The 22,462-nt window shown below is 66.3% G+C and carries 16 protein-coding genes; 12 read left to right on the forward strand and 4 right to left on the reverse strand.

The window, feature by feature from the left end:
* Nucleotides 1-326 precede the first annotated feature (326 nt).
* Nucleotides 327-923, reverse strand: a complete 597-nt coding sequence (locus ISO16_RS22845) for a TetR/AcrR family transcriptional regulator (protein WP_029541579.1) — start codon at nt 921-923, stop codon at nt 327-329.
* 72 nt (nt 924-995) lie between these two features.
* On the opposite strand from ISO16_RS22845, the gene ISO16_RS22850 reads away from it, so the two are divergent.
* The 12 genes from ISO16_RS22850 to ISO16_RS22905 all read left to right on the forward strand — a co-directional run bounded on the left by ISO16_RS22850 (nt 996) and on the right by ISO16_RS22905 (nt 17,860).
* Nucleotides 996-2,180 (forward strand): aromatic ring-hydroxylating oxygenase subunit alpha, encoded by a 1,185-nt coding sequence (locus tag ISO16_RS22850; protein ID WP_006936358.1) that lies wholly within the window; start codon nt 996-998, stop codon nt 2,178-2,180.
* Entirely contained in the window at nt 2,177-2,944 is a 768-nt protein-coding gene (locus ISO16_RS22855) for an enoyl-CoA hydratase/isomerase family protein (protein WP_050034657.1), read from the forward strand. The genes ISO16_RS22850 and ISO16_RS22855 overlap by 4 nt, the downstream gene beginning before the upstream one ends.
* Nucleotides 2,945-2,954: 10 nt before the next feature.
* Nucleotides 2,955-3,617 (forward strand): PaaI family thioesterase, encoded by a 663-nt coding sequence (locus ISO16_RS22860; RefSeq protein ID WP_072634433.1) that lies wholly within the window; start codon nt 2,955-2,957, stop codon nt 3,615-3,617.
* Nucleotides 3,614-4,843, forward strand: a complete 1,230-nt coding sequence (locus tag ISO16_RS22865; protein WP_072634434.1) for a CaiB/BaiF CoA transferase family protein — start codon at nt 3,614-3,616, stop codon at nt 4,841-4,843. The genes ISO16_RS22860 and ISO16_RS22865 overlap by 4 nt, the downstream gene beginning before the upstream one ends.
* Before the next feature lie 278 nt (nt 4,844-5,121).
* Nucleotides 5,122-6,687, forward strand: coding sequence for a class I adenylate-forming enzyme family protein (locus ISO16_RS22870; RefSeq protein WP_072634435.1), 1,566 nt, complete (start codon nt 5,122-5,124; stop codon nt 6,685-6,687).
* A gap of 34 nt (nt 6,688-6,721) precedes the next feature.
* On the forward strand, nt 6,722-8,101 hold the full coding sequence (locus tag ISO16_RS22875) for an MFS transporter (RefSeq protein WP_029541596.1): 1,380 nt from the start codon (nt 6,722-6,724) through the stop codon (nt 8,099-8,101).
* A 188-nt stretch (nt 8,102-8,289) separates the two neighbouring features.
* Nucleotides 8,290-10,413 (forward strand): molybdopterin-containing oxidoreductase family protein, encoded by a 2,124-nt coding sequence (locus ISO16_RS22880; RefSeq protein ID WP_029541599.1) that lies wholly within the window; start codon nt 8,290-8,292, stop codon nt 10,411-10,413.
* Nucleotides 10,403-12,640 (forward strand): molybdopterin-dependent oxidoreductase, encoded by a 2,238-nt coding sequence (locus ISO16_RS22885; RefSeq protein WP_029541602.1) that lies wholly within the window; start codon nt 10,403-10,405, stop codon nt 12,638-12,640. Before ISO16_RS22880 ends, ISO16_RS22885 begins: the two co-directional genes overlap by 11 nt.
* Nucleotides 12,637-13,869, forward strand: a complete 1,233-nt coding sequence (locus ISO16_RS22890; protein ID WP_072634436.1) for a 3-hydroxyacyl-CoA dehydrogenase family protein — start codon at nt 12,637-12,639, stop codon at nt 13,867-13,869. Before ISO16_RS22885 ends, ISO16_RS22890 begins: the two co-directional genes overlap by 4 nt.
* The gene (locus tag ISO16_RS22895) at nt 13,866-15,500 is read left to right on the forward strand and encodes an FAD-dependent oxidoreductase (RefSeq protein WP_065922963.1); all 1,635 of its coding nucleotides are present in this window, start codon (nt 13,866-13,868) and stop codon (nt 15,498-15,500) included. Before ISO16_RS22890 ends, ISO16_RS22895 begins: the two co-directional genes overlap by 4 nt.
* An 88-nt stretch (nt 15,501-15,588) precedes the next feature.
* Entirely contained in the window at nt 15,589-17,112 is a 1,524-nt protein-coding gene (locus ISO16_RS22900; RefSeq protein ID WP_072634568.1) for a class I adenylate-forming enzyme family protein, read from the forward strand.
* Nucleotides 17,113-17,119: 7 nt separating this feature from the next.
* On the forward strand, nt 17,120-17,860 hold the full coding sequence (locus ISO16_RS22905; protein WP_029541609.1) for an SDR family oxidoreductase: 741 nt from the start codon (nt 17,120-17,122) through the stop codon (nt 17,858-17,860).
* 128 nt (nt 17,861-17,988) lie between these two features.
* On the opposite strand, the gene ISO16_RS22910 is transcribed toward ISO16_RS22905, so the two are convergent.
* The 3 genes from ISO16_RS22910 to ISO16_RS22920 all read right to left on the reverse strand — a co-directional run bounded on the left by ISO16_RS22910 (nt 17,989) and on the right by ISO16_RS22920 (nt 22,451).
* Complete coding sequence (locus ISO16_RS22910) at nt 17,989-19,350, reverse strand: MFS transporter (protein WP_072634437.1); 1,362 nt, start codon at nt 19,348-19,350, stop codon at nt 17,989-17,991.
* An 84-nt stretch (nt 19,351-19,434) separates the two neighbouring features.
* Complete coding sequence (locus ISO16_RS22915) at nt 19,435-21,576, reverse strand: molybdopterin-containing oxidoreductase family protein (protein WP_072634438.1); 2,142 nt, start codon at nt 21,574-21,576, stop codon at nt 19,435-19,437.
* Nucleotides 21,573-22,451, reverse strand: a complete 879-nt coding sequence (locus tag ISO16_RS22920; protein WP_029541613.1) for a glucose 1-dehydrogenase — start codon at nt 22,449-22,451, stop codon at nt 21,573-21,575. Before ISO16_RS22920 ends, ISO16_RS22915 begins: the two co-directional genes overlap by 4 nt.
* Nucleotides 22,452-22,462 lie beyond the last annotated feature (11 nt).

Below are 22,462 nucleotides of genomic sequence, written 5' to 3' on the forward strand. Positions count from 1 at the left end.
CGGTCGGTACGCGATGCTGACGCCTTCGCTGCGTGCCTCGGGTGCCCCTTGTCTGGACAGTTGTCTGGACTATAGTTCGGACAAGTGCGTGACGCAATGCCCCGCGTCGCCCGGCGAAGCGGCACGCGTGCGGAGGGGCCGGACGATGGGACTGGGCACGAGTCGGCGCACGGCACGACGGTCGGTCCCCGGCGTGGGTACGCCGCGGCCCCGAGCCTCGGCGGCTCCTCCGGGGCCGGCTCCCCACGGGGTCGAGTGATCGGCCCGGAGCGGGCGGGGAACGCCCGATCGCGCGGCGTCGATGGGGAGTGGTGGTCCCGCGGGGTCTACGGGCGGGCGAGTAGCGACGGCACGACGAACGCGTACAGCTTCGCCCGCAACCGGTCGAGCGAGCCCGCACTGGCGCCGAGCGCACTGATGTAGTTCATCTCGATCTCCGACAGCCATTCGTAGAGCAGGTCCAGATCGACATCGGCGCGAAGCTCTCCGGACTCCCGGGCCTCGAGCAGAATCGGCTCCCACAGTTCGCGGGTGAGTTGGACGGCACGGCCCGAGGTCGCGAGCAGGGTTGTGGCGAGTGTTGCCTCGGCGGGGGAAACGAGGAGATGGATCATCGGGTCGCGGAGGCCTCGGCGGATATTGGCGCACAGGCCCTCGACGATCCGTTCGCCGAATGTCGGGTAATTCCGGATGCGCACTCGCCACGGCTCCATGTTCATCCGTGCGCGGCGGACGATCGACGCCACAATGAGCGATTCGCGGTCCGAGAAGTAGCGGTAGACGGTCGCCCGGGACATGTTTGCAGCTCGCGCGACGTCGGCCATCGTGGTCTTCGTGATACCGAACTGTTCGAAGCATGATTCGGCGGCGACAAGGATCGCTGCGCCGACGTCCGTGGTCTCGGTGTCCGTCTTGTGTGCCACGCATGCACCATACCGCCGGGTAATCTGGATAAGACACTAGACGCCACATGTCTCATGTGCCACGCTGGGGTCATGCAGCGTGAAGACAAGATCGACCTCACTCGGCGCCTGATCGCGCACGTCGACAACAACAGCACCGACTACGCGGACGAGATGCTTCGTGTTCCGTTCTCCGTGTTCAACGACCCCGAACTGGCGAGCCTCGAACGTGACGCCGTGCGCCGATTTCCGCACATCGTGGCGCACATCGACGAGCTGAAGAAGACCGGCGACTTCGTCACCACCGAGCTCATCGGCACGCCGCTGCTGGTGATCAGGCAGTCCGACGGCAGCGTCAAGGCGTTCTCCAACGTGTGCCGGCACCGAGGTTCCAAGGTCGAATTCGAGGAATCGGGATGCAAGCGCCTCTTCAGTTGCCCCTACCACAACTGGGCGTACGGCCGTGACGGTGCGCTGCGGGGAATGCCTCACGCCGAAGGGTTCGACGGCCTGGATCGATCGCAGTACGGGCTGGTCGAGTTCCCGTGCGAGGTGCGGCACGGGCTCGTCTGGGTCGTGCCGACGGTCGGTGCCGAACTGGACATCGCGAGGGTGCTCGGTGAGAAGCACGACGCCGAGGTCGCCGACACCGGTATTGCCACGTCGTTCCAGGTCCGCAAGGAGACCTGGAAGCTCGACATGAACTGGAAGATCGCGGTCGACGGCGTGCAGGACTCCTACCATCTGTGCCAGCTGCACACCAAGACCGTGTGCAACTTCCTCGAGGGCAACATCACGGCCTTCGATCTCGTCGACAGGTCGTGGCGAATCGTTGTGGCGCGCAAGGCGATCACGGAGGTTCGCGATGCGGATCCGGATTCCTTCGATGTCCGCGACTACTCGCTCGCGAACTACACGATCTATCCCGGCACGATGCTGGTCACCGAGCCGAATCACTTCGAGGTCTGGACCATCGTCCCCGACGTCGACGATCCCAACGTCTCGTACTGCACCATCCGGTTGCTGTCTCCGGCCGAACCCACGACTCCCCGGGAGAAGCGGGTACTCGAGAAGAACTGGGAACTCCTGATGGAGACTCTCCACGCGGAGGACTGGTTCGTCACGAAGACGATCACCGACAACGTCGCGCACGGCCAGGTGGACGAACTCGTCTACGGACGGAACGAACTGCCTGGGCAGGTCTTCCACAAGATGATCTCGGGCGATGCCGCTGCGATCGCGGAGGAGCGGCGGAAGAAGGCCGGCGTGACGACATGACCTCGCGTGAGTTGCTCGAATCGTCTCCCGCACCGGGTGTACTGCAACTGACGTTGAATCGTCCGGAGGTACACAACGCGATCTCGCTGTCGCTGCAACGGGCACTCGACGAGACGCTGACCCGTGCAGCGTGCGACGACGCCGTCCGGGTCGTGGTGGTCGCCGGGTCCGGTGAGCGCGCCTTCTCGGCAGGGTACGACCTGCAGGAACTCGCGGCACTGTCGTCGGACGCGAACCTGGAGGCGATGCTCGAGCGCGAGGAACTGCTCTGGCGGTATCTCGAATTCGCCAAGCCCACGATCGCGGCAGTTCAGGGCGTGTCGTACGGCGCCGGGACACTGCTCGCTGTCTGCTCCGACCTACGGGTCGGCGGATCGTCGACACAATTCACCGTGACTGCGGCGAAGTACGGTGGTGCGAACCTGACCTGGGTGCTCGACACCTTGATCGGGGCCGGACAGACGCGAGATCTGCTCATGACCTCGCGTGCCGTCGCCGGCGACGAGGCATATCGGATGGGCCTGCTCACCCGATACGCAGGTGACGGTGACGTTCTCGGGACCGCGCTGGAGGCCGCGGCGCAGATCGCAGCGCAACCACCCGAGGCGGTCCGGGAGATCAAATCGCTTCTGCTCGCCGGGCATGGTAAGGATCTGCGCAGCCGCTACGACCGCGAGAACGCGGTCGCACGCACCACGCTGCGCCCTCGCCCCATCGGCGACATGTTCACGGAATTCTTCGGTGCCCGTGCGGGAACCGACTGAAAGGGGCATCATGGACGTCTCGCTACGCCCGAACGCACCGATCGATATCTGGAATCCGGACTGGAACGATCCGTTCGATCCGACCGTCGAGGCCGGCGACGAGTTCGCCGAGCTGGTCGCCGCAGTCCGTGCGGTACAGGAGGCTTTCACGCGGTCGCGTCCCGACCCTGCCGCCGCGTCGGGTATCGCCGGGACACTGCGTTCTGTTGCACAGCGATTGGAAGAACTCGAGGTAGGCGAGGACGATCAGATCGCGGGTCATCGCTGGGATCTTGCCGGTCGGGGACAGGCCCTGGCGCCGCCGCTGCACATCGACGCGGTGACGGAAACGACCGCTCGTGGGCGGGTCACGGTCGGGCGCTTCCATGCCGGTCGTTACGCGATGAACGGTGGTGTCACACCGCTGATCTTCGACGAGATCATGGCCCGGCTCGCCAATGATTCCGGACGTCCCTGGGCGCGTACGGCTTATCTGAACGTGAACTTCCGGGCGCCTGCCCCACTCGACGTCGAACTCCGTGTGGAGGCGGAGTACCTGCGACAGGACGGACGCAAGCGGTTCATGCGCGGAACCATGTACCACGGCGAGGTGCTCGTCGCCGATGCGGACGGACTCTGGGTGGAACTGAAACCCGAACAGACGATCAATATTTCCGAAGGAGGAGACGTATGAGTGGTTACTCGTTGCTCGAGGGCATGCGCATCCTCGAGGTCGCACAACTGGCGCCCGCATCGGTCGGTGGTCACCTTGCCGACCTGGGTGCCGAAGTCATCAAGATCGAATCAGGGCCGCTCGGCGATCCGGTGCGCATCGGCGGCAGCCGCGCGATCGGCGACCAGAACGGTCCGTCGTTCATGCATCTGAGGTGGAACCGGGGTAAGAAGAGCGTTGCACTCGACCTGCGATCCCCCGAAGGCGCGCAGGCTTTCCTCGATCTCGCCCGGACGTGTGACGCGGTCGTCGAGGGCATGCGCAGCGGTTACCTCGACTGGCTCGGTGTCGGCTACGACCAGCTGCGAGAGGTCAATCCGAAGATCGTCTTCTGCACGGTCTCGGGTATGGGATCCGATGGGCCCTACAGCCGGCTCGGGACCGGGGGCCCCGTGTTCGATGCGTACGCGGGGCTGCGCGACGTGCGCACACCGGAGGAACCGCCGACCGACGGGATCGCGGGGTCCACGACTGCGCCGATCGCGATGTACGCGCTGGGTGCCTACGGCGCGATGGGCCTGCTCGCAGCGGTACATCGTGCCGGTCGCACCGGTCGCGGCTGCAAGCTCGAGGTGGCGGGCATCGACGTGGCCGCGTCGTGGATGCCGGACCTGGTCGATGCCGAACTCAACAAGGATCGATCCATCCATCGCCCCACGTGGCTGCCGGACGGACGGCTGCCCGATTGGCCGCGACTCGAGGCGTACCGCACGAAGGACGACGAGGCCGTGCTGTTCGGCTCGCACGTCGACAAGTTCTGGCGCAACTTCTGCATGGCCGTCGACCGGCCGGATCTGCTCGAGATCGATCTGGCAGGTACCGATCCGGAAGCGCCGGCGCGCGCCGACCGTGTATACCGCGAGCTTCGCGAGATCTTCCTGCAGCGCACCCGCGACGAGTGGGTCGCGCTGTTCCTCGCGCACGACATCGCGGGTGGACCGGTGAACAGCGTCCGGGACATGATCGCCGATCCACACTTCGCCGGTCGCGCGAACACGTACCGCGTCGAGTACGAGGGAGTGGGTGAGCTCGAATTCGTGGTGAGCCCGGTCCGGGTGCAGGATGAGAAGTTCGCGCCGTCGCTACCGCCGGAGCTCGGGGCGGACACAGCGGAAGTCCTCCGAAAAGTGTTAACACGCAGTGTATCCGACCATTCCAACGCGATGGGGCCGATCTCGCGCGGGTAGGGGCGGCAAGGTCGGAATCCTCGCAGTCGGGTGTGCGAATTCGATGCCGCATTCTGTTGTGCCAGCTATCTACAGATGTTAGATTAACTGCGACCTCGGTGACGGCGATCACACACCGCCTCGGTGGGTGATCCGGCCCGACGGTCGCGCAGCAACTCCAGACGCGCCGCCCGACGGAGGCGCGTCCGAATCGGGTGGACGGGCCCGGCGCGGGCCGCACCCCCACCGCCGTGAGCGAGAGCGGGGCACGCCGCCACGGCGAGCATGAGGAGACGACAATGAATCTGACCGATCTGGTTCGATACTGGGGCAAGACTCGTCCCGCCCAGCAGGCGATCGTGTTCGGCAACACCTCCCAGACGTGGTCCGAGGTGGACGCAGTCACCGACGCGCTGGCCCGTGGCCTCGCCGCCCGGGGCGTTCGTAAGGGTGACCGCGTCGGGGTGATGATGCTCAATCGACCGGAACTGGCGCACGTCATCCTCGCGACACTCAAGCTCGGTGCGATCAGCGTCCCGCTCAACTTCCGACTGCTCGGCAAGGAACTGGCTCCGATGCTCGTGGATTCGGCGCCGCGGGTCGTGATCGTGGAGAACGAGCTGGCTCCGTTGCTCGAGGAGGCAGCGGCCGAAACCGAGTTCGAGATCTTCGCGATCGGGGGAAGCGACCACCGTGCATACGAGACGCTGCTCGACCCCGGAAACGTGCCGGACGTTCACATCGAGGCGTCCGATCCGGCATTCATCTGCTACACCTCGGGCACCACGGGTATACAGAAGGGTGCGCTCGTCACACATCGCAGCGCACTCGCGCCCGGTATCGCGCAGGTGCTCAGCCACGGCATCTCCCGCCGCGACCGCGTGATGTGCTCGGCGCCCCTCGTCTACACCGGCTCGGTCCTGTCGATCTTCATGCAGCTCGTGGTGCTGCCGGGATCGACGATGGTGCTGCTGCGCGAGTTCGATCCGGCGATCGCCCTGGACACGTTCGAGCGTGAGCAGGTCACCGCGACCACAACGGTGCCGGTGATCTGGGAGCGCATGGCCCAGCTCCCGGACTTCGGAACCCGCAAGCTCGCGAAGTTCACGTTCGCCGGCGCCGGTGGCGCACCCGTGAGCCTGGACCTGCTCGACTTCTACAACAGCCGCGGTGTGCCGCTCACCCAGGCATACGGACTGACCGAGGCGTCGGGAATGGTCTCGACGCTGTACTACGAGGACGCTCGTACCCGGCCGGGCTTCGCCGGCCTGGCCCTGGCCGGCACCCAGGTGCGCATCGGCAGCATCGACGGTGGCTTCGCCGCACCGAACGAGGTCGGCGAGATTCTGGTGCGCGGCGAGCACGTCATGCGGGAGTACTGGAACAAGCCCGAGGCGACGGCGGACACGCTTGTCGACGGCTGGTTGCGCACCGGCGATCTGGGCCTGCAGGACGAAGGCGGCTTCCTCAAGGTCGTCGACCGCCGCAAGGACATGCTCATCTCCGGTGGACTCAACGTATACCCGGCCGAGATCGAGAAGGCGCTGCACGGCATCGACGGCTTGGTCGACCTCGCGGTGATCGGCGTCAAGGACGACCGATGGGGTGAGGTCCCGATGGTGGTGTTCCACAGTCAACGGCCGGCGGACGACATCGTCACCGACATCGCGTGCGTCGCGAGCGGGAACCTGGCCAGATTCAAGCGCCCCGCGGTGGCGCTCGCGCTCGACGAACCGCTGCCGCGCACCTTCTCGGGCAAGCTTGCGAAGGCTGTTCTCCGAGAGCGCTTTCAGACGCCGCCGGCCCATGCGATCCCGGTACCCCGAGAGGCGCAGTCGGCGGATGCCGCGACGTCCCGGTCCTGAGGTTCATTTCCCCTTCTCCGAGAGGACACGCACCGTGAGCAGTACCCGCGATGTGGACATCACCAAGATCATCGACGACTCGCCCCTGTCATCCCTGCAGAAGCGTGTCCTCGCCCTGTGCCTCGGTCTCGCGATCCTCGATGGCATCGACGCACAACTCATCGGGTTCGTCATTCCTGCCATGTCGGCGGACTGGGGACTGTCGCCCGCGTCCTTCGGCTTCGCGCTCGCGCTGAGTACCGGCGCGATGGTCGTGGGCAGCCTGCTCTTCGGGCCGCTGGCCGACCGCTACGGCCGCCGCAGGATCATCATGGTGTGCACTGTCATCTTCGCGGTGTTCACGCTCGCCACCGCGCTGGTGACCTCCATGACGGCGCTGATCGTGCTGCGCGTGATCGCGGGTCTCGGCCTCGGCGGTGTGACACCGAATCTCATCGCGATGGTGAGCGAATACAGTCCTGCCCGGATGAGGGCGACGATGGTGACCGTGACGGTCGCGGGCATGTCGCTGGGTGGCTTCGTCGGTGGTTTCGCGGCCGCGTTCCTCATCCCGAAGTTCGGGTGGCAGGCGCTGTTCGTCGTCGGTGGCGTGTTACCGCTGATCTTGATGGCTGTGGCGATGCGGTGGCTGCCGGAATCCGTGAAGTTCCTCGTTGCCCGAGGCCGCAACGAGGAGGCCGCGCACATCGTCGACGAGATCGCGCCCCACGCACGCGTCACCGCCACGGCCAGGTTCGTGCAGGACACGTCGACCGTGACGAAGTCGCCGGTGAGCGTCCTGTTCCAGGGCGGCCGCGCGGTCGACACGGTCCTGTTGTGGGGCGTGTTCGTCATCAACTTCCTGGTCATCTATTTTCTGCTCAGCTGGATGCCGACGCTGTTCGGCGAAGGCGGTCGGAGCGCATCGACCGCGTTGCTCGCCGCGTCGCTGTTCAACCTCGGCGGGATGACGGGTGCGCTGACATTCGGCCGGATCACCGACCGGATCGGCAACGGCTTCGTCGTGGTGATGGCGGGCTACACGCTCGGAGCCGTGTTCACTGCGCTGGTCGCGATGCTTCTCGGCAGCGGATGGTTGCTGCTGCTGGCGGTCTTCTTCGTCGGATTCGGCATGTCCGGTAGCTCGGCCGGCATCATCGCGATCGCAGCCACGGTGTATCCGGTTGCGGTCCGCGCGACGGGTGTCGGCTGGGCAATGGGCATCGGGCGAATCGGCTCGATCGCGGGTCCGGCGGTCGGCGCGCTTCTGATCGCGGCGGGGTTGGGTGCGCAGAGCATCTTCCTCCTCACGATCGTGCCGACGCTGCTCGCTGTCGTGACTCTCGGGGTCATGTCCATCCGGAATCGCCGAGCGCAGAGCAACCGCCGTTCCGAGACCGCTACGACACCCCACACCATGGCTGCAGCCGAATAGCCCTACGCGGTTGACGGTTATTCACCGCATGGAGTTCTGCTGGTGAATAACCGTTTGCCGTTCGTGGCCGCCGCAACAGGCTCATGTTGTGCCATTTACCTACAGATGTTAGATTGCGATGACGTCGGTGACGATCATCACATCCTGCAGAGCCCATCGCCTCTGCCGAACAGCGGACGGAGCGGACAGTGCCGGTGAAGTTGTCCTATTGCCGCCTGTGCCCTGCCTCGTGCGGGGTGCGGGTGGAGGTCGACGGCGATCGGATCCTCGGCATCGTCGGCGACGGACTGCACCCGTTGTCGGGCGGCTACTCGTGTCCGAAAGGACGTCGTGGTGGCGACTTCCATCAGGGGCCGGATCGGCTCACCACCTCGATGCGCCGCACCCCCGGCGGCAACTTCGAGCCCATCCCGGTGGAGGTGGCGATCGCGGAGATTGCCGAGCGCCTCGAAGCGATCACGGGGGAGCACGGTCCGGACGCACTGGCATTGTTCATGGGAACCCAGCAGAACTTCGCGGCGCTGACCGGCCCGATGGCGCGGGCGTGGTTCCGCACCACCGGATCCCGGAAACTGTTCTCGACCATGACGATCGATCAGTCCGCCAAGTGGATCGTGCAGTCGCGGATGGGGGAGTATCTCGGCGGGCGCCAGCGCTTCGACACCGCGGACGTGTGGCTGCTGGCCGGCACGAACCCGATGGTGTCGCTCAACGGCGGTGACGGGGACGGCGCGATCACCCAGAACCCGTCCGTGACGATCCGCAGGGCGCGCGAGCGAGGGCTGAAGCTCATCGTCGTCGATCCTCGGCGCACCGAAACTGCGGTTCGTGCGGACCTGCACCTGCAGCTCCGCCCCGGCACCGATGCCGCACTGTTCGCAGGACTGCTGCACGTGATCCTGTCCGAGGGTTGTCACGATCACGGGTTCTGCGAGCGCTTCGCAGACGGCCTCGAGGAGCTCGGCGCGGCGGTCGCACCGGCGACACCGGCGCACACCGAAGCGGTGACGGGCGTGCCGGCCGCCGATGTCATCCGCGCGGCCCGGATGTTCGCGGCGGGGCGGCGGGGCATGGCGACAACGGGCACCGGGGTGTGCATGGGCCCGCATTCCAATGTCGCCGAACACCTGGCCGCGTGCCTGAACGTCGTCTGCGGTCGGTACCTCCGCGAAGGCGAGGTGACACCCAACCGCAACGTTCTCGCACGGACGACCCCGTTGAAGGCGGAGGTTCGTCCGCCGTACCGGACCTGGGAATCCGGGTTCCGCAGCCGCATCGGCGGGATCGGCACGATGAACGGCGAGCTGCCGTCGGGCATTCTTGCCGACGAGATCCTCGAGCCGGGCGCCGACCGGGTGCGGGCACTGGTGGTCTCGGGCGGGAACCCGGCGCGGGCCCTGCCGGATCGGGAGAAGGTCGAACGTGCACTGAGCGAGCTGGAGCTCTTGGTGTGCGTCGACACGCGAATGTCCGACACCGCCCGGCTGGCCGACTATGTGATCGCGCCGACGATGGCGTACGAGCGACCCGACCACACCTTGCTGATGGAGTTCTTCTTCGCCCGGCCCTTCGCGCAATACACACCACGACTCGTGGCTCCGCCCGCAGGCGTGATCGAGGACTGGGAGTTCTTCTTCCGCCTTGCCTCTGCGGCCGGGCACACGGTGAAGTTCGCCGGGCGGGTGCTCGATCCGGACGTGCCGCCCACCTCGGACGAAATGCTCGCGATGTTCGCAGAACGCGGGCGCGTTTCCATGGACGAAGTGATGTCGGCACGACGCGGCACGCTCGCGCCTCCGGAGGAGAAGGTGGTCGGTCCGCCCGCAGAAGGAGCGTCCGAACATCGCCTCGCCCTGTGCCCGGACGATGTGAGCGCAGAAATCGCTGCTGCACTGGGTGAGTCGACGCCACAACGCGGGCTCACCATGCGGCTGACGGTGCGCCGCATGCGGGAGCTGATGAATTCGGTGGGCCGGGATGTCAGCGGGCTCGCACGCTTCGGCTACAACCCCGCACACGTGAATCCGCAGGACCTGCGGCAGCTCGGCATCGAACACGGCGACATCGTGCGCATCCGCTCGGCCCACGGCCGCATCCGGGCTGTCGCACACACCGACCCCACCGTCCGACAGGGCACGGTCTCGATGACCCACTGCTGGGGTGCGTCCGACGCCGACGCGGACCCCCGCGGAGTCGGCAGCAATGTCAACGACCTGACCGGCTACGACCGAGTCCAGAACATCAACGCGATGCCGGTGATGACTGCGGTGCCGGTGGCCGTCGAATCGGAGGTCCCCGCCGGTGCTCACTGACACTTCCGCCACGACGGTAGGCGCACGCATCTGTCCGCTGTGCGAAGCGACGTGCGGTCTGCTCTTCGAGCTCGGCGGACGCACGGTGACGTCGGTGAGGCCGAACCCCGACGACGTGTTCACCGCAGGGCACAGTTGCGCGAAGGGGCTGGGCCTCGGGCAACTGGAGAACGACCCCGACGTCATCCGCACTCCGTTGATCCGCGACGGGGACGATTTCCGTGAGGCAACGTGGGACGAGGCGTTTGCCGAGATCGGTCGGCGACTGCCTCCGATCATCGCGGCGGACCCCAACAGTTGCGCTGTCTACTCGGGCAACCCGGCCGCGCACCACCTGGATCCGTCGTTCTACACGTTGCCGCTGATCTCGGCGATCGGCACCCGCAATGTCTACTCGCCCGCCAGCATCGACACCCTTCCGAAGAACTACGCGAACGCACTGCTCTACGGAACCGGGCTCGGAATGGCGGTCCCCGATATCGACCGCACGTCGTATCTGCTGATCCTGGGGTCGAATCCGCTCGTGTCGAACGGCAGCACCGTCACCGCGCCGGGAATCGGGAGGCGTTTGGAAGCGCTGCGAGAGCGCGGTGGCACCCTGGTGGTGGTCGACCCGGCGCGCACCCGGACGGCGGAGGTCGCCGACCTCCATCTCGCCATCCGGCCCGGTACCGATGCGTTTCTCCTGCTCGCACTCGTCTCGGTGATCGCGACCGAGGGGCTTGCTGCGCCCGGGCGCCTGACCGGGTACGTCGACGGATTGGACGACGTCCTTCGGCTCACAGAACAGTTCACCCCGGATGCGGTCGCGGAGATCTGCGGTATCGACGCCGACGTGATCCGCCGGATCGCACGGGATTTCGCCGCTGCCGACTCGGCCGTTGCCCATTCCCGGATGGGTTCGTGCACACAGGAGTTCGGTTCGGTCGCCAACTGGATGGTCGAGATCCTCAACATCGTGACCGGCAACCTCGATCGGCCGGGGGGCGCGATGTTCCCCGTGCCACCGGCAGGCGGTCCGACCACCTGGCCCGCCAACCCGAAGGCTCCGCTCGTGTTCGACCGATGGCGGTCGCGGGTCCGGAACATGCCGGAGGCGATGGGAGAGATCCCCGCGGTCTGTTTCGCCGAGGAAGTCCTGACCCCGGGCCCGGGACAGGTGCGGGGCCTGATCACGGTCTCCGGCAACCTGGCACGGTCGTTTCCGAACAGCCACGCTGTCGAGGCCGCGCTGGCCGACCTCGAATTCATGGTGTGCATCGACGGGTACCTCAACGAGACGACCCGCTATGCCGATGTCATCCTGCCACCTCCACCGCTGACGACGCGGGGCCACCACGACCTCGCGCTCACCCACTTCCAGGTGCGCAATGTGGCCCGGTACACGGCCCCGTTGCTCGAGCCGAGTCCGGGCCAGGTCCCCGAGTGGCAGATCCTGCTGCGCCTCACGGCAATCGTCCGTGGCGAACCGGAGCGGCCGGTCACCGAGCTCGACGACGAGGTCGCCACCACAGCGATCCGTCGCGCAGCGAAGCTCGCGGGCTGCGAACTTGACGACGTCGTACGGGCGACCGCGGGCCGCACCGGCCCGCAGCGGCTGCTGGACCTGCGGTTGCGCAGCGGCCCGTACGGCGACCGGTTCGGTGCCGTTCCCGGCGGACTGACCCTCGAGCTGCTCGAACGCAATCCCAACGGCATCGACTACGGGCCGTTGCAACCGCGAATCCCCGAGGTGCTGCGGACCCCGAATGGACGGATCAACCTCGTCCCCGATGCGTTGACCGCCGACCTGCCGCGCCTGCGTGACACGCTGGCACAACCCGTGCCGGAGCTGGTCCTCGTCAACCGGCGACAGCGTCGCGGTATGAACTCCTGGCTGCACAATGCGCTGCCACAGCCCGACACAGGTCAGTGTGCGCTGTTCATGAATCCGTTCGACGCTGCCGCACGCAACCTCGTGGACGGCGACACGGTGCGTATCGCATCGAAGACCAGCGCTGTCGTCGCCGAACTGCGCATCACCGACGCGATGCGTCAGGGCGTGGTGAGCCTGCCGCACGGGTGGGGTCACGACGGCCGTGGTCTCCGCACCACTCGCTCGGCCGCTGCACCCGGTGCGAACGTCAATGCCCTGGTCGACGACACCGTGGTCGAACCGCTGACAGGCGCCCCGATCTTCAACGGTTTCCCCGTCGACGTCACCCGCGTGGAAAGGCCGCAGTCATGACCGGGGAGTCGGGTGCTCTGACCGGCACCACGATCGGTGTCGTCGGCGCCGGGATGATGGGATCGGCCCTCGCGTACACGTGCGCACAGGCCGGCGCCGACGTCGTGCTCGTTGCGCGGACCCTCGAGGGTGCGCGCCGCGGAAGGGCGTACGCCGACCGGCGCGAAATGCGTGCACTGCAGGCCGGGACGACGGATACGGCGGTCTCACAGGCGTTGCTCGCCCGCATCACGCCTACCGAACGGGTTTCGGACCTCGCGCCGGCCTCGTTGGTGGTCGAGGCCGTGGCGGAGAACGTCGCCGCCAAACAACAGGTCCTGCAGTCGGTCGAGGCCGTCACCGACCCGGGCACCTTCCTCGCGTCGACGACGTCGACCCTGCCGATCACAACGCTCGCATCCACGCTGGCACGTCCGGAGAACTTCGTCGGGATGCACTTCTTCTCGCCCGTCGACCGGATGGCGTTGGTGGAGACGATCACCGGTACGCGCACGTCGGAGACCACTCTCGCGGCATCCTTGACGTACTCACGGAAGCTCGGGAAGACGCCCATCGTGGTGCGCGACAGCCGGGGGTTCTTCACCAGCCGGGTGATGCAGCCCTATCTCGACGAGGCGATGGTCGCGGTCGGGGAAGGAATCGATCCGGTCCTCGTCGAGCGTGCGGCGCTCGAAGCGGGATACCCGGTGCCGCCATTGCAATTGCTCGACGAGATCACGTTGACCCTCAACCGCGCGGTGCAGCGAGAGAACCGAGCCGCTGTCGGGACCGCCGGCGGTGCGTGGCGGGCGACTGGTGCGGACCGTGTCCGCGACCGGATGATCGACGAGCACGGTCGAGTCGGTCGATCGGTGGGACGCGGATTCTACGAGTACGACACCGACGGCACGCGAATCGGGTTGTGGCCCGGCCTTCGCGACGTGTTCGGGACGACCCGGAGTATCCCGGTCGACGACATGCGCGACCGGTTGCTCTTCGTCGAGGTGATCGAAGCGCTGCGTTGTCTCGACGAAGGTGTGATCGGTTCCGAGGCCGACGCAGACACCGGATCCGTTCTCGGCATCGGATTCCCCGCGCACACTGGTGGGGTCGTGTCGTTCAGGCGGTCCTATACCGGTGGTGCGGAGGGATTCACGGCTCGCGCCCGCGAACTTGCCGACCGCTACGGCCACCGCTTCCTCCCGCCGGAACAGAGTTCGGAAGCACACGATCAACCGGAGTATCCATGACATACGTAGTCACCCAAGCCTGCTGCAACGACGCGACGTGTGTCGCGGTGTGTCCGGTGAACTGCATTCACCCGACTCCCGACGAAGCGCAGTACGCGCGCACCGAGATGCTCTACATCGATCCGGACACCTGCATCGATTGCGGGGCGTGCGCCGACGTGTGTCCGGTGGAGGCGATCGCGCCCGACAGCGATCTCACACCCGAGACCGAGATCTACAAGGATCTCAATGCCGCATACTTCCTGGGGAACCCGACCGTGTCCGGCCCGACGGAGGTGCCGAAGGAGCCCGTCGTCGTCGCCGAGCGGCCCGGTCCGCTGCGGGTGGCGATCGTGGGTTCCGGTCCGTCCGCCTTCTACGCTGCCGAGGAATTGCTGAAACGGCGTGACATCGACGTGGAGGTCTCCATGTTCGAGCGGCTCCCCGTCGTCGGTGGGCTCGTCCGCTTCGGTGTGGCACCGGATCATCAGACGACGAAGGCCGTCGAGCGGGTCTTCGCCCGTACCGCCGGCCGCAACGGCTTCCGCGCATTTCTCGGTGTGGAGGTCGGACGTGACCTCAGCGTCGACGAACTGCTCGACCACCACCATGCGGTGATCCACGCAGGCGGCGCTTCCGACGACCGGAAGCTCGGTATCCCGGGCGAAGACCTGCCGGGCAGCTTCGCCGCACGTGAATTCGTGGCCTGGTACAACGGGCATCCGGACTACGCCGACCGTACGTTCGATCTGTCGGGGCGTCGCGCCGTGGTGATCGGCAACGGCAATGTCGCGTTGGATGTAGCGCGGATCCTGGCACGCGATCCCGAGCGGCTCGTGCCCGGCGACATCGCGGAGCATGCTCTGGATGTACTGCGCCGCAGCGCGATCGAGGAGGTGGTGGTGCTCGGGCGCCGCGGCCCCGAGCACGGGGCGTTCACGACACCGGAACTGCTGGCGCTGGGCTCGTTGCCCGAGCTGGACGTGACCGTCCACGGCGGTTACGACGCGCCGGAGGGCGCCTCGATCAAGCTGCAGACGATCGCCGAGTACGCGCACCGGCGTCCGCAACCGGGCAGGCGGAGGATCACGCTACGCTTCCAGGCCGCGCCGGTCGAGATTCTCGGCGGCACTCGCGTCGAGGGTCTGCGGATCGCACCGTACGGCCAGGCGGGGCCCGGCGAGGACCTCGACGCGTCTCTGGTGTTGCGGTCGGTGGGGTATCGCGGCCGTCCGGTGTCGGGTCTGCCGTTCGACGCGGTCCGCGGAACGATACCCAACGTCGCAGGTCGCGTCGTCGATCCGGCCGGCAACCGTCCGATATCCGGTGTCTACGTAGCAGGCTGGATCAAGCGGGGGCCGACCGGCGTGATCGGGACCAATCGATATTGCGCAGCCGAGACCGTCGAAGCGATCGTTGCTGACCACGAACGCGCCCTCCTGTCGCGGCCGAGCCGCACGGGCGACGATCTGGCGGCGATCGTCGAGACGCGCTGTCCGGACGCGTTCGGCTTCGACGGCTGGCGGCGCATCGACCGGTACGAACGTACCGAGGGGCGTCGCCAAGGCCGTGCCCGTCGGAAACTGGTCGAGGTCGATGCGATGCGCGCCGTCGCCCATGGTGCGGACGCCCATTCGTACTTGCCTCAATAAACAACAACCTTTAGATTTAACAGGCGGGTGTGATCTGCGCCTCACCGGGGTGGGCCCGCATCGACGACACACATTCATGGAGGGCTACATGAGCGGCACCGTTGTAGACGCTTTGACCTACTGGTTTCGGTCGAAGCCGGATCTGCCCGCGATCGATTTCGACGGCGATGTCGTCAGCTACGCAGAGCTGTCGAGTTGGGCAGACGGTGTTGCGCACGACCTCGCCTCCCGTGGCGTCGCGCCGGGTGATCGAGTGGGCTTCCTCGGTGCCAACAGCCTGGAATGGGCCGTGGCCTCGCTCGGCGCCATGAAGGTCGGCGCCATCGCCGTGGGTTTCAACCAGCGCATGCTCACCGGCGAGCTCACCACCCTCGTCGACGACTGTGAACCCTCCGTGGTCTATTGCGAAGAGGCACTGCTGCCGCGACTCGAAGAGGTCCAGCAGGCACGCAACACCTTCTCGATCGCCGTGTTCGAGAAGGATGTGCGCCCGCTGCGCGGCCGCGAACACGCGAAGTACCGCTCGCCGGTCGTCGATCTCGACACTCCCACTGCCATCGTGTTCACCAGCGGCACCACCGGGAAGCCGAAGGGTGTGATCTTCACGCACGCCACGATTGCCGGTGAGATGCACGAGTGGTCGCTGATGGAACCGATTCAGCCGAACGGTCTGCGCCCGGTACTGGTGCTGCCGCTGTTCACCGCCGCCGGCATCGTCTGGGGCATCTCGCGTGTCGTGCTGCACGGCGGAACCTTGTTCCTGCAGCCGGGATTCGACCCGTCGTCGGCGCTGCGCGTCCTCTCCGAGGACAAGGCCAACACCCTGACCGGGCCCCCGATTCTCTTCGAACAGATCGCGAAGGTGCCCGGATTTGCCGACACGGATCTGAGCCACATGATCACCGCACACGTCGGCGGTGCCCGCGTGCCTGTCGACCTGCTGCACAAGTGGCAGGCCCAAGGGGTGTCCCTGAGGCAGATCTACGGTCAGACCGAGATCGGCGGATCGGCCACCGCAATGCCGCGGGACGAAGCCGCGGAACACCCCGACAAGTGCGGGTGGGGCGGCATCTTCACGAAGATCCGGGTGGTCGACCCCGAAGGAAACGACCTCCCGCCCAACGAAACCGGTCAGATCCTGCTGCGCGGACCGGGCATGATGCCGGGATACTGGCGCAACGAGGAAGCCACCCGTGCGACTCTGATCGACGGCTGGCTCCAGACCGGCGACCTCGGCAAGCTCGACGAGAACGGCTACCTCACGTACGTCGACCGCCTCAAGGACATGATCATCTCCGGTGGCCTGAACATCTCGCCCGCCGAGATCGAGACCGTCATCAACCAGATCCCAGGGGTCGAAGAGGTCGCGGTGATCAGCGTCCCCGACGCCAAGTTCGGCGAGACCCCGGCAGCGCTGGTCAGGACGAGCGTGCAGATGAAGGAATCCGAGGTCGTCGCCTTCTGCAACGAGCGCCTCGCCGACTACAAGGTGCCGCGCTACGTCGTCTTCATGGACGAGCCGCTGCCCCGGATGCCCAGCGGGAAGATCGCGAAGCGCCAGTTGCGCGACACCTTCGCGGATGTGCCCGACAACTACGAGAAGGTCCGGTAATCCAGTGGTGAACCCGCAGAAAGTTGCTGTCGTTACCGGCGGGGGGCGCGGCATCGGCGCGGCCATCTCGCAGCGGCTCGCCGCCGATGGATTCGCCGTCGCGGTCAACTATTCACGTAGTGCGCGCGATGCCGAGGACGTAGTCGCGAAGATCGTCGCGGACGGCGGACAGGCCGTGGCAATCCGGGCCGACATCTCGAAAGCCGCCGACGCGGAACGGCTCATCGCCGACACGACGGCCCGACTGGGTGCTCCCACCGTGCTCGTCAACAATGCGGGCATGAACAAGGCCGGTGCGGCCCGTAAGCAGTCCCCCGACGAGTTCGACGAAGTCATCGCGGTCAATCTCAACGGCGCGTTCTACTGTACACACTTCGCATTGCCCGCAATGTACGACGCAGGTTGGGGCCGTGTGGTGTTCGTGAACAGCCCGTCGGGCGGGCGCCGGCCGTCGCCCGGCATGAGTGCCTATTCCGCGGCCAAGGCCGGTCTCGTAGCCATGACCAAGACGATGGCGGTGGAGGTGGCCCGTCGCGGCATCACGGTCAACTCTGTGATGCCCGGCTTCGTCGCCACGGACATCGTGTCGTCGGGAGGCGAAGCCGGCGTGGAGGCCCTGACCAGGCACTGGCCGTCGATTCCGCCCGAGTCGATCGCCTCGACGGTGTCGTTCCTGGTGAGCGACAACGCCGCCGACGTCTCCGGTGAGGAGATCGGTGTGTGGCGGGGTGGTCCGGTCGGCGTCTGAGATCCGACCACGATGCGACCCGTGCCGATTCGATCGGCACGGGTCGCATCGTTGTTGCGTGCCCCCTGCACCCGTGCGCGTTTCTGGTAGCTCTCGCTACCAGAAACGCGCACGGTGTTGGGTAGGTGTTACACCGACACCGGGGCTCGGTCGTCGTCCTGCTTCACGACGGACGACGACCGGGTACGGGACAGGACGGTTGCTGCGAAACCGAGCAGCGAGACGACGCAGACCAGGAGGCTGAGCCACACCGTCGTGTCGTCGAACGCCAAGGCGACTGCGATGACCGGGACGATTGCCGCGCCGAGCGCGTTGCCGGCCTCACGACCGAGACCGAGGCCACTGTAGGCGTGCTGCGTATGGAACAACTCGATGACGTACGCGCCCATCGGACCGAAGATGGCGGCGACTCCGACCCCGTTGCCCAGTGCCATGACCACCCAGTACAGCAACGGAGGAGTTCCTGCCCCCGACAGGAGTGAAATGCCCACCCACGCGAATACGGCGCTGTAGAGGAAGCCGAACATGATCACAGGCTGTCGTCCGACACGATCCGACAGTGCTCCGAAGAGCGGGATCAGAACGGTATTCGTGAGTTGCGCAGCGATCAGGCCGACCAGTACTTCGGTTCTACCGAAACCGAGCTGGTTGGTGCCGAAGGTGCCCATGAACACGATGTAGAAGTAGCCGATACCGGTCTGTCCGATGGTCATCACAAGGACGGTCAGAAGGGCGCGCGGCTGCTGTCGGATCACATCGAGAATGGGACTCTTCGACAGGGCGTCGGATTCCTTGATCTCGCGGAACGCGGGCGTCTCGGGCAGGGCACGACGGAGCCACAGGCCGTAGGCGAGGATCACGACGCTGAGCAGGAACGGAATGCGCCAGCCCCACGCGAGGAAGGCCTCTTGGGACATCAGGGCGGACACCAGGAGGAGCGACAAGGTTCCGAGCACGCCACCGAGTGCCGCGCCCATGCCGGGGAGGGAGCCGAGCAACCCACGCTTCTTCTCGGGTGCGAACTCGACGGCGACGAGGGCGGCACCGCCGTACTCACCGCTGGCCCCGATACCCTGGAGAATGCGCAGGAAGACCAGCAGAGCCGGTGCAGCCCATCCGATCTGCGCGTAACTGGGCAGAAGCCCGACGAGGAGGGTTGCCCCTCCCATCAGCAGCATCGTGAAGACCAGGATCTTCTTGCGTCCGATGCGGTCACCGAGGCTGCCGAGAATCACGCCACCTACCGGGCGGACGAGGAAGCCGACCGCGAACGTGGCGACCGCCTGTAGTGTTCCCAGGAACGGGCTCGAGCCGGTGAAGAACACGCTGGCGAAGACAATCGACGCCGCCGAGGCGTAGAGGCTGAAGTCGTAGTACTCGAGCAGGGTTCCTACGAAGGCGGCACGGCTTGCGCGTCGTGAGTCCGCGCGGGAGGGCCCGGAGGTCGTGTTCGGGGGAGGGCCTGCAGCCGCGGTCGTACGTTCGGTCATGCGAAACCTCGATGTGAGTGATGGGCGATCTGCCCGAATGATGTAGTGACGGAAACCACATTAAGCTATAGGCATTAGATTTGTCTATCGGGGTCCGTTGTGCCCGCGCCGTGTGACATCGACGTTGATGCCGGTGAGGTGCGACTGATTGCTGAGGACGTCGTATCCGTCTTTCCCGATGGGGGAGAGTCTGTTCACGTTCGCACCGGGCTGGCGCCGCGCCACCTCGAGGCTGCGAGCGGAGCTCTGACCCCATCCGTGTGTCATCGCGACTACGCCCGGCTTGAGGGCCTCGTCGTATGCCAGTACCGCGTCGACCGACCCGTAACGGTTGTGGACGGTGACGTCGTCACCGGCGACCAGTCCGCGCCGCTCCGCGTCGGCCGGGTTCATCCACAGGGGATTATTCTGGTGCACTCCTTGTTTCAGTACCGGAAGGTTGTGCAGCCAGCTGTTCACCATGTACAGGGTGCGGCGTGTGATGAGCTTGAGCTGGTCGGCACTCTCGGTGGACAACTCCTCGAGAATGTCCTCGGCGGTGCGGTATGCGCGCCGGAAAATTGCCGGGCAGCAGTCGATCAGGCCGTCGTCGTGCTGCACTGCGATGGTGAACACGTGCGACGGGTCCGCCTCGGGCAACACCGCGGTCTGGCAAGGCATTTCCTTCAGCCGCTCGATACTCAGGCCCGAGTCGCGCATGGCGGCATCCGCGTTGGCGAGGGGGTCGGGATCGGGGCTGTCGAGCAGCGTCTCCACGCCCATCTCCTGCTGGATTCGTGACAGGATCCACCAGTCGTCGCGCCGGTCGCCCCTCGGCGGTACCACCGCGGGGGTGTACTGCACGTAGGGCTCCATCGCGACGCCCATCGTGTTCAGGAAGTTGAGGTCCTCGTGTTCGAGCCAATCCGTGGCGGGGAGAACGTAATCCGCCATCTCGCCGGTGACCGTGCGGTACAGGTCGATCGTCACGATCAGTTCCAGGTCTTTCAGGGCGCGGCGCAGGCGCTCTTCTCCGCCTACCGACAACAGCGGGTTACCGGAGATGACGATCAACGCTCTGATCGGATCATCCCGAGTCTCGATGTACTCCGACAGCATTGCTGCGGGCAGATCCCCACTGACAGTGCGGACCTCGCCCACGCTGTTATGGAAGAACGGATTCTCGCGCTTGCGCTTCGAATTCTGCACGACGTCGGTCATGCCGCGGGAGTAGATGTTGCCGCCTCGGCGGCCGAGGTTGCCGGTGACGAGACTGATCATGTTGAGCATCCAGTACGCCAGCGTGCCCTGGCGTCCCTGGTTCACGCCGGTCGCCATGTAGATGCTGGCGGTGGGGGCGGTGCAGAAGTCCTCGGCGACCTTCCTGATGACGTCGGCCTCGATGCCGGTCGCCGCCGTTACTCGCGCGACGGGATACCCCCGGAGGAAATCGAGCAGCCCGTCGATGTTGCGTGCATGCTTCTCCACCGCGGTGCGGTCGTACCCGATCCGGAACACGATCTCGTGCAGGATCGCCGCGAGGAAGTAGAAGTCGGAATCGGGTTTGATCAGCAGCACGTCACCGGTGTCCGGTCCCGACGACTCGATCCGCCGCGGGTTGACGAACAGGACGGTCCCTCCGCGCTGCTTGACCGCCTTGATCTTGGCCATCGGGTTCGAGATGTGCATGAGGGTCATGTGCGAGACGAGGGGGTTGCTGCCGAGACACAGGAAATAGTCGGTGTGCAGCAGATCCGGGATCGGATGCGCCATCGACGCCCCGTAGATCGCCTCGCTTGCAGCGTATTTTGCAGAGGTATCCTGGGTGCCGGCGCTGAAACGCATCCTGGTGTCGAAACCACGCGCGAGTGCCGCCGCGTTGGCGTAGTAGGTGCCGTTGAACGCCGACGGGTTGCCTTGGTAGACGGCGAGTGCGTTGCGCCCGTACCGCCGGCGGATGTCCCCGAGCTTGTCGGCGATCTCGCGTACCGCATCGTCCCAGTCGATCGGTACGAAGTCGCCGACCTCCTCGTGGCGAGGATTCGTGCGCCTGAGCGGGCGGTCGAGGCGGTTCGGATCGTCGTGGACCTGGAGGAAGTGCACACCCTTGTGGCAGGCGAATCCCTGGTGGATCGGGTGATCCTTGTCCGGGTGCAGTGAGACTACCTGGTCGTCCCGGACGTCTGCGACGAGACCGCACCCCGGTTCGCAGATGCGGCAGAACGTGTGGACCCGGCGCGTCGTCACCTGGTCAACCGCCCACGGCGGCTGCGCAAGTCGATGCCGCCCACGGCGGCTGCGCGAGTCGATGCCGCCTGCGCCTCGTCCCGATAGTTGGACGGCCACTTCTTGCCCAGGGTCAGTCCCCCGTCGACTCCGAGGGCCTGGCCCGTGACGAACTCGGAGTCGTCCGAGGCGAGGAACGCCGCGGCGTGCGCAAGGTCCTCGGGTTCGCCGGCTCGCGGGATGGGCTGGAACGTCGTCAGGCTGCCCCGTACGGCGTCGACGCTGCGGTCGAGTGCTTCGTCCTCGAGTCCCGCACCGTGGCCGACGATGCGGGTGGCGACTCCTCCGGGGACCAGTGCATTGACGCGGATCCGGAATTCGGCCAGCTCCACGGCCGCGGTCCGGGTCAGTTGGAGCACGGCGGCCTTCGCGGCGCTGTAGGGATGCGGTCCGAATCCGGTGCGCACGCCCGCGACGCTCGAGACGTTGACGATGCTGCCGGAGCCCTGGTCGCGCATCACGCGCGCGGCATGCTTGGTTCCGAGGAACACGCTGCGTGCGAGCACGGCGAACCCGTCTTCCCATTCCTCGAGGGAGGTGTCCTCGAGGAATGTCCAGGCACCGACGCGGCCCGCGTTGTTGACCATGCAGTCGAGCCGTCCGAACCGGTCGACCGCCAGCGCGACGGCGGCCTCGACCTCGGATTCGGTGCGTACATCGGTGTGCAGGTAGGCACCGCGGGGACCGAGGGCGGCAGCAACGGTCTCCCCGCGAGCGTCGTCGATATCCGCGACGATCACACGCGCCCCGCGCTCGACGAACACGTGAGCGGTGGCTGCGCCGATTCCGCTCGCGGCTCCCGTCACCACGGCAACCTTGCCGTCGAGGTTCGTCATGGTGGACTCCT

It is taken from the genome of Rhodococcus sp. M8, from assembly GCF_015654185.1.
Taxonomy (GTDB): domain Bacteria; phylum Actinomycetota; class Actinomycetes; order Mycobacteriales; family Mycobacteriaceae; genus Rhodococcus; species Rhodococcus aetherivorans.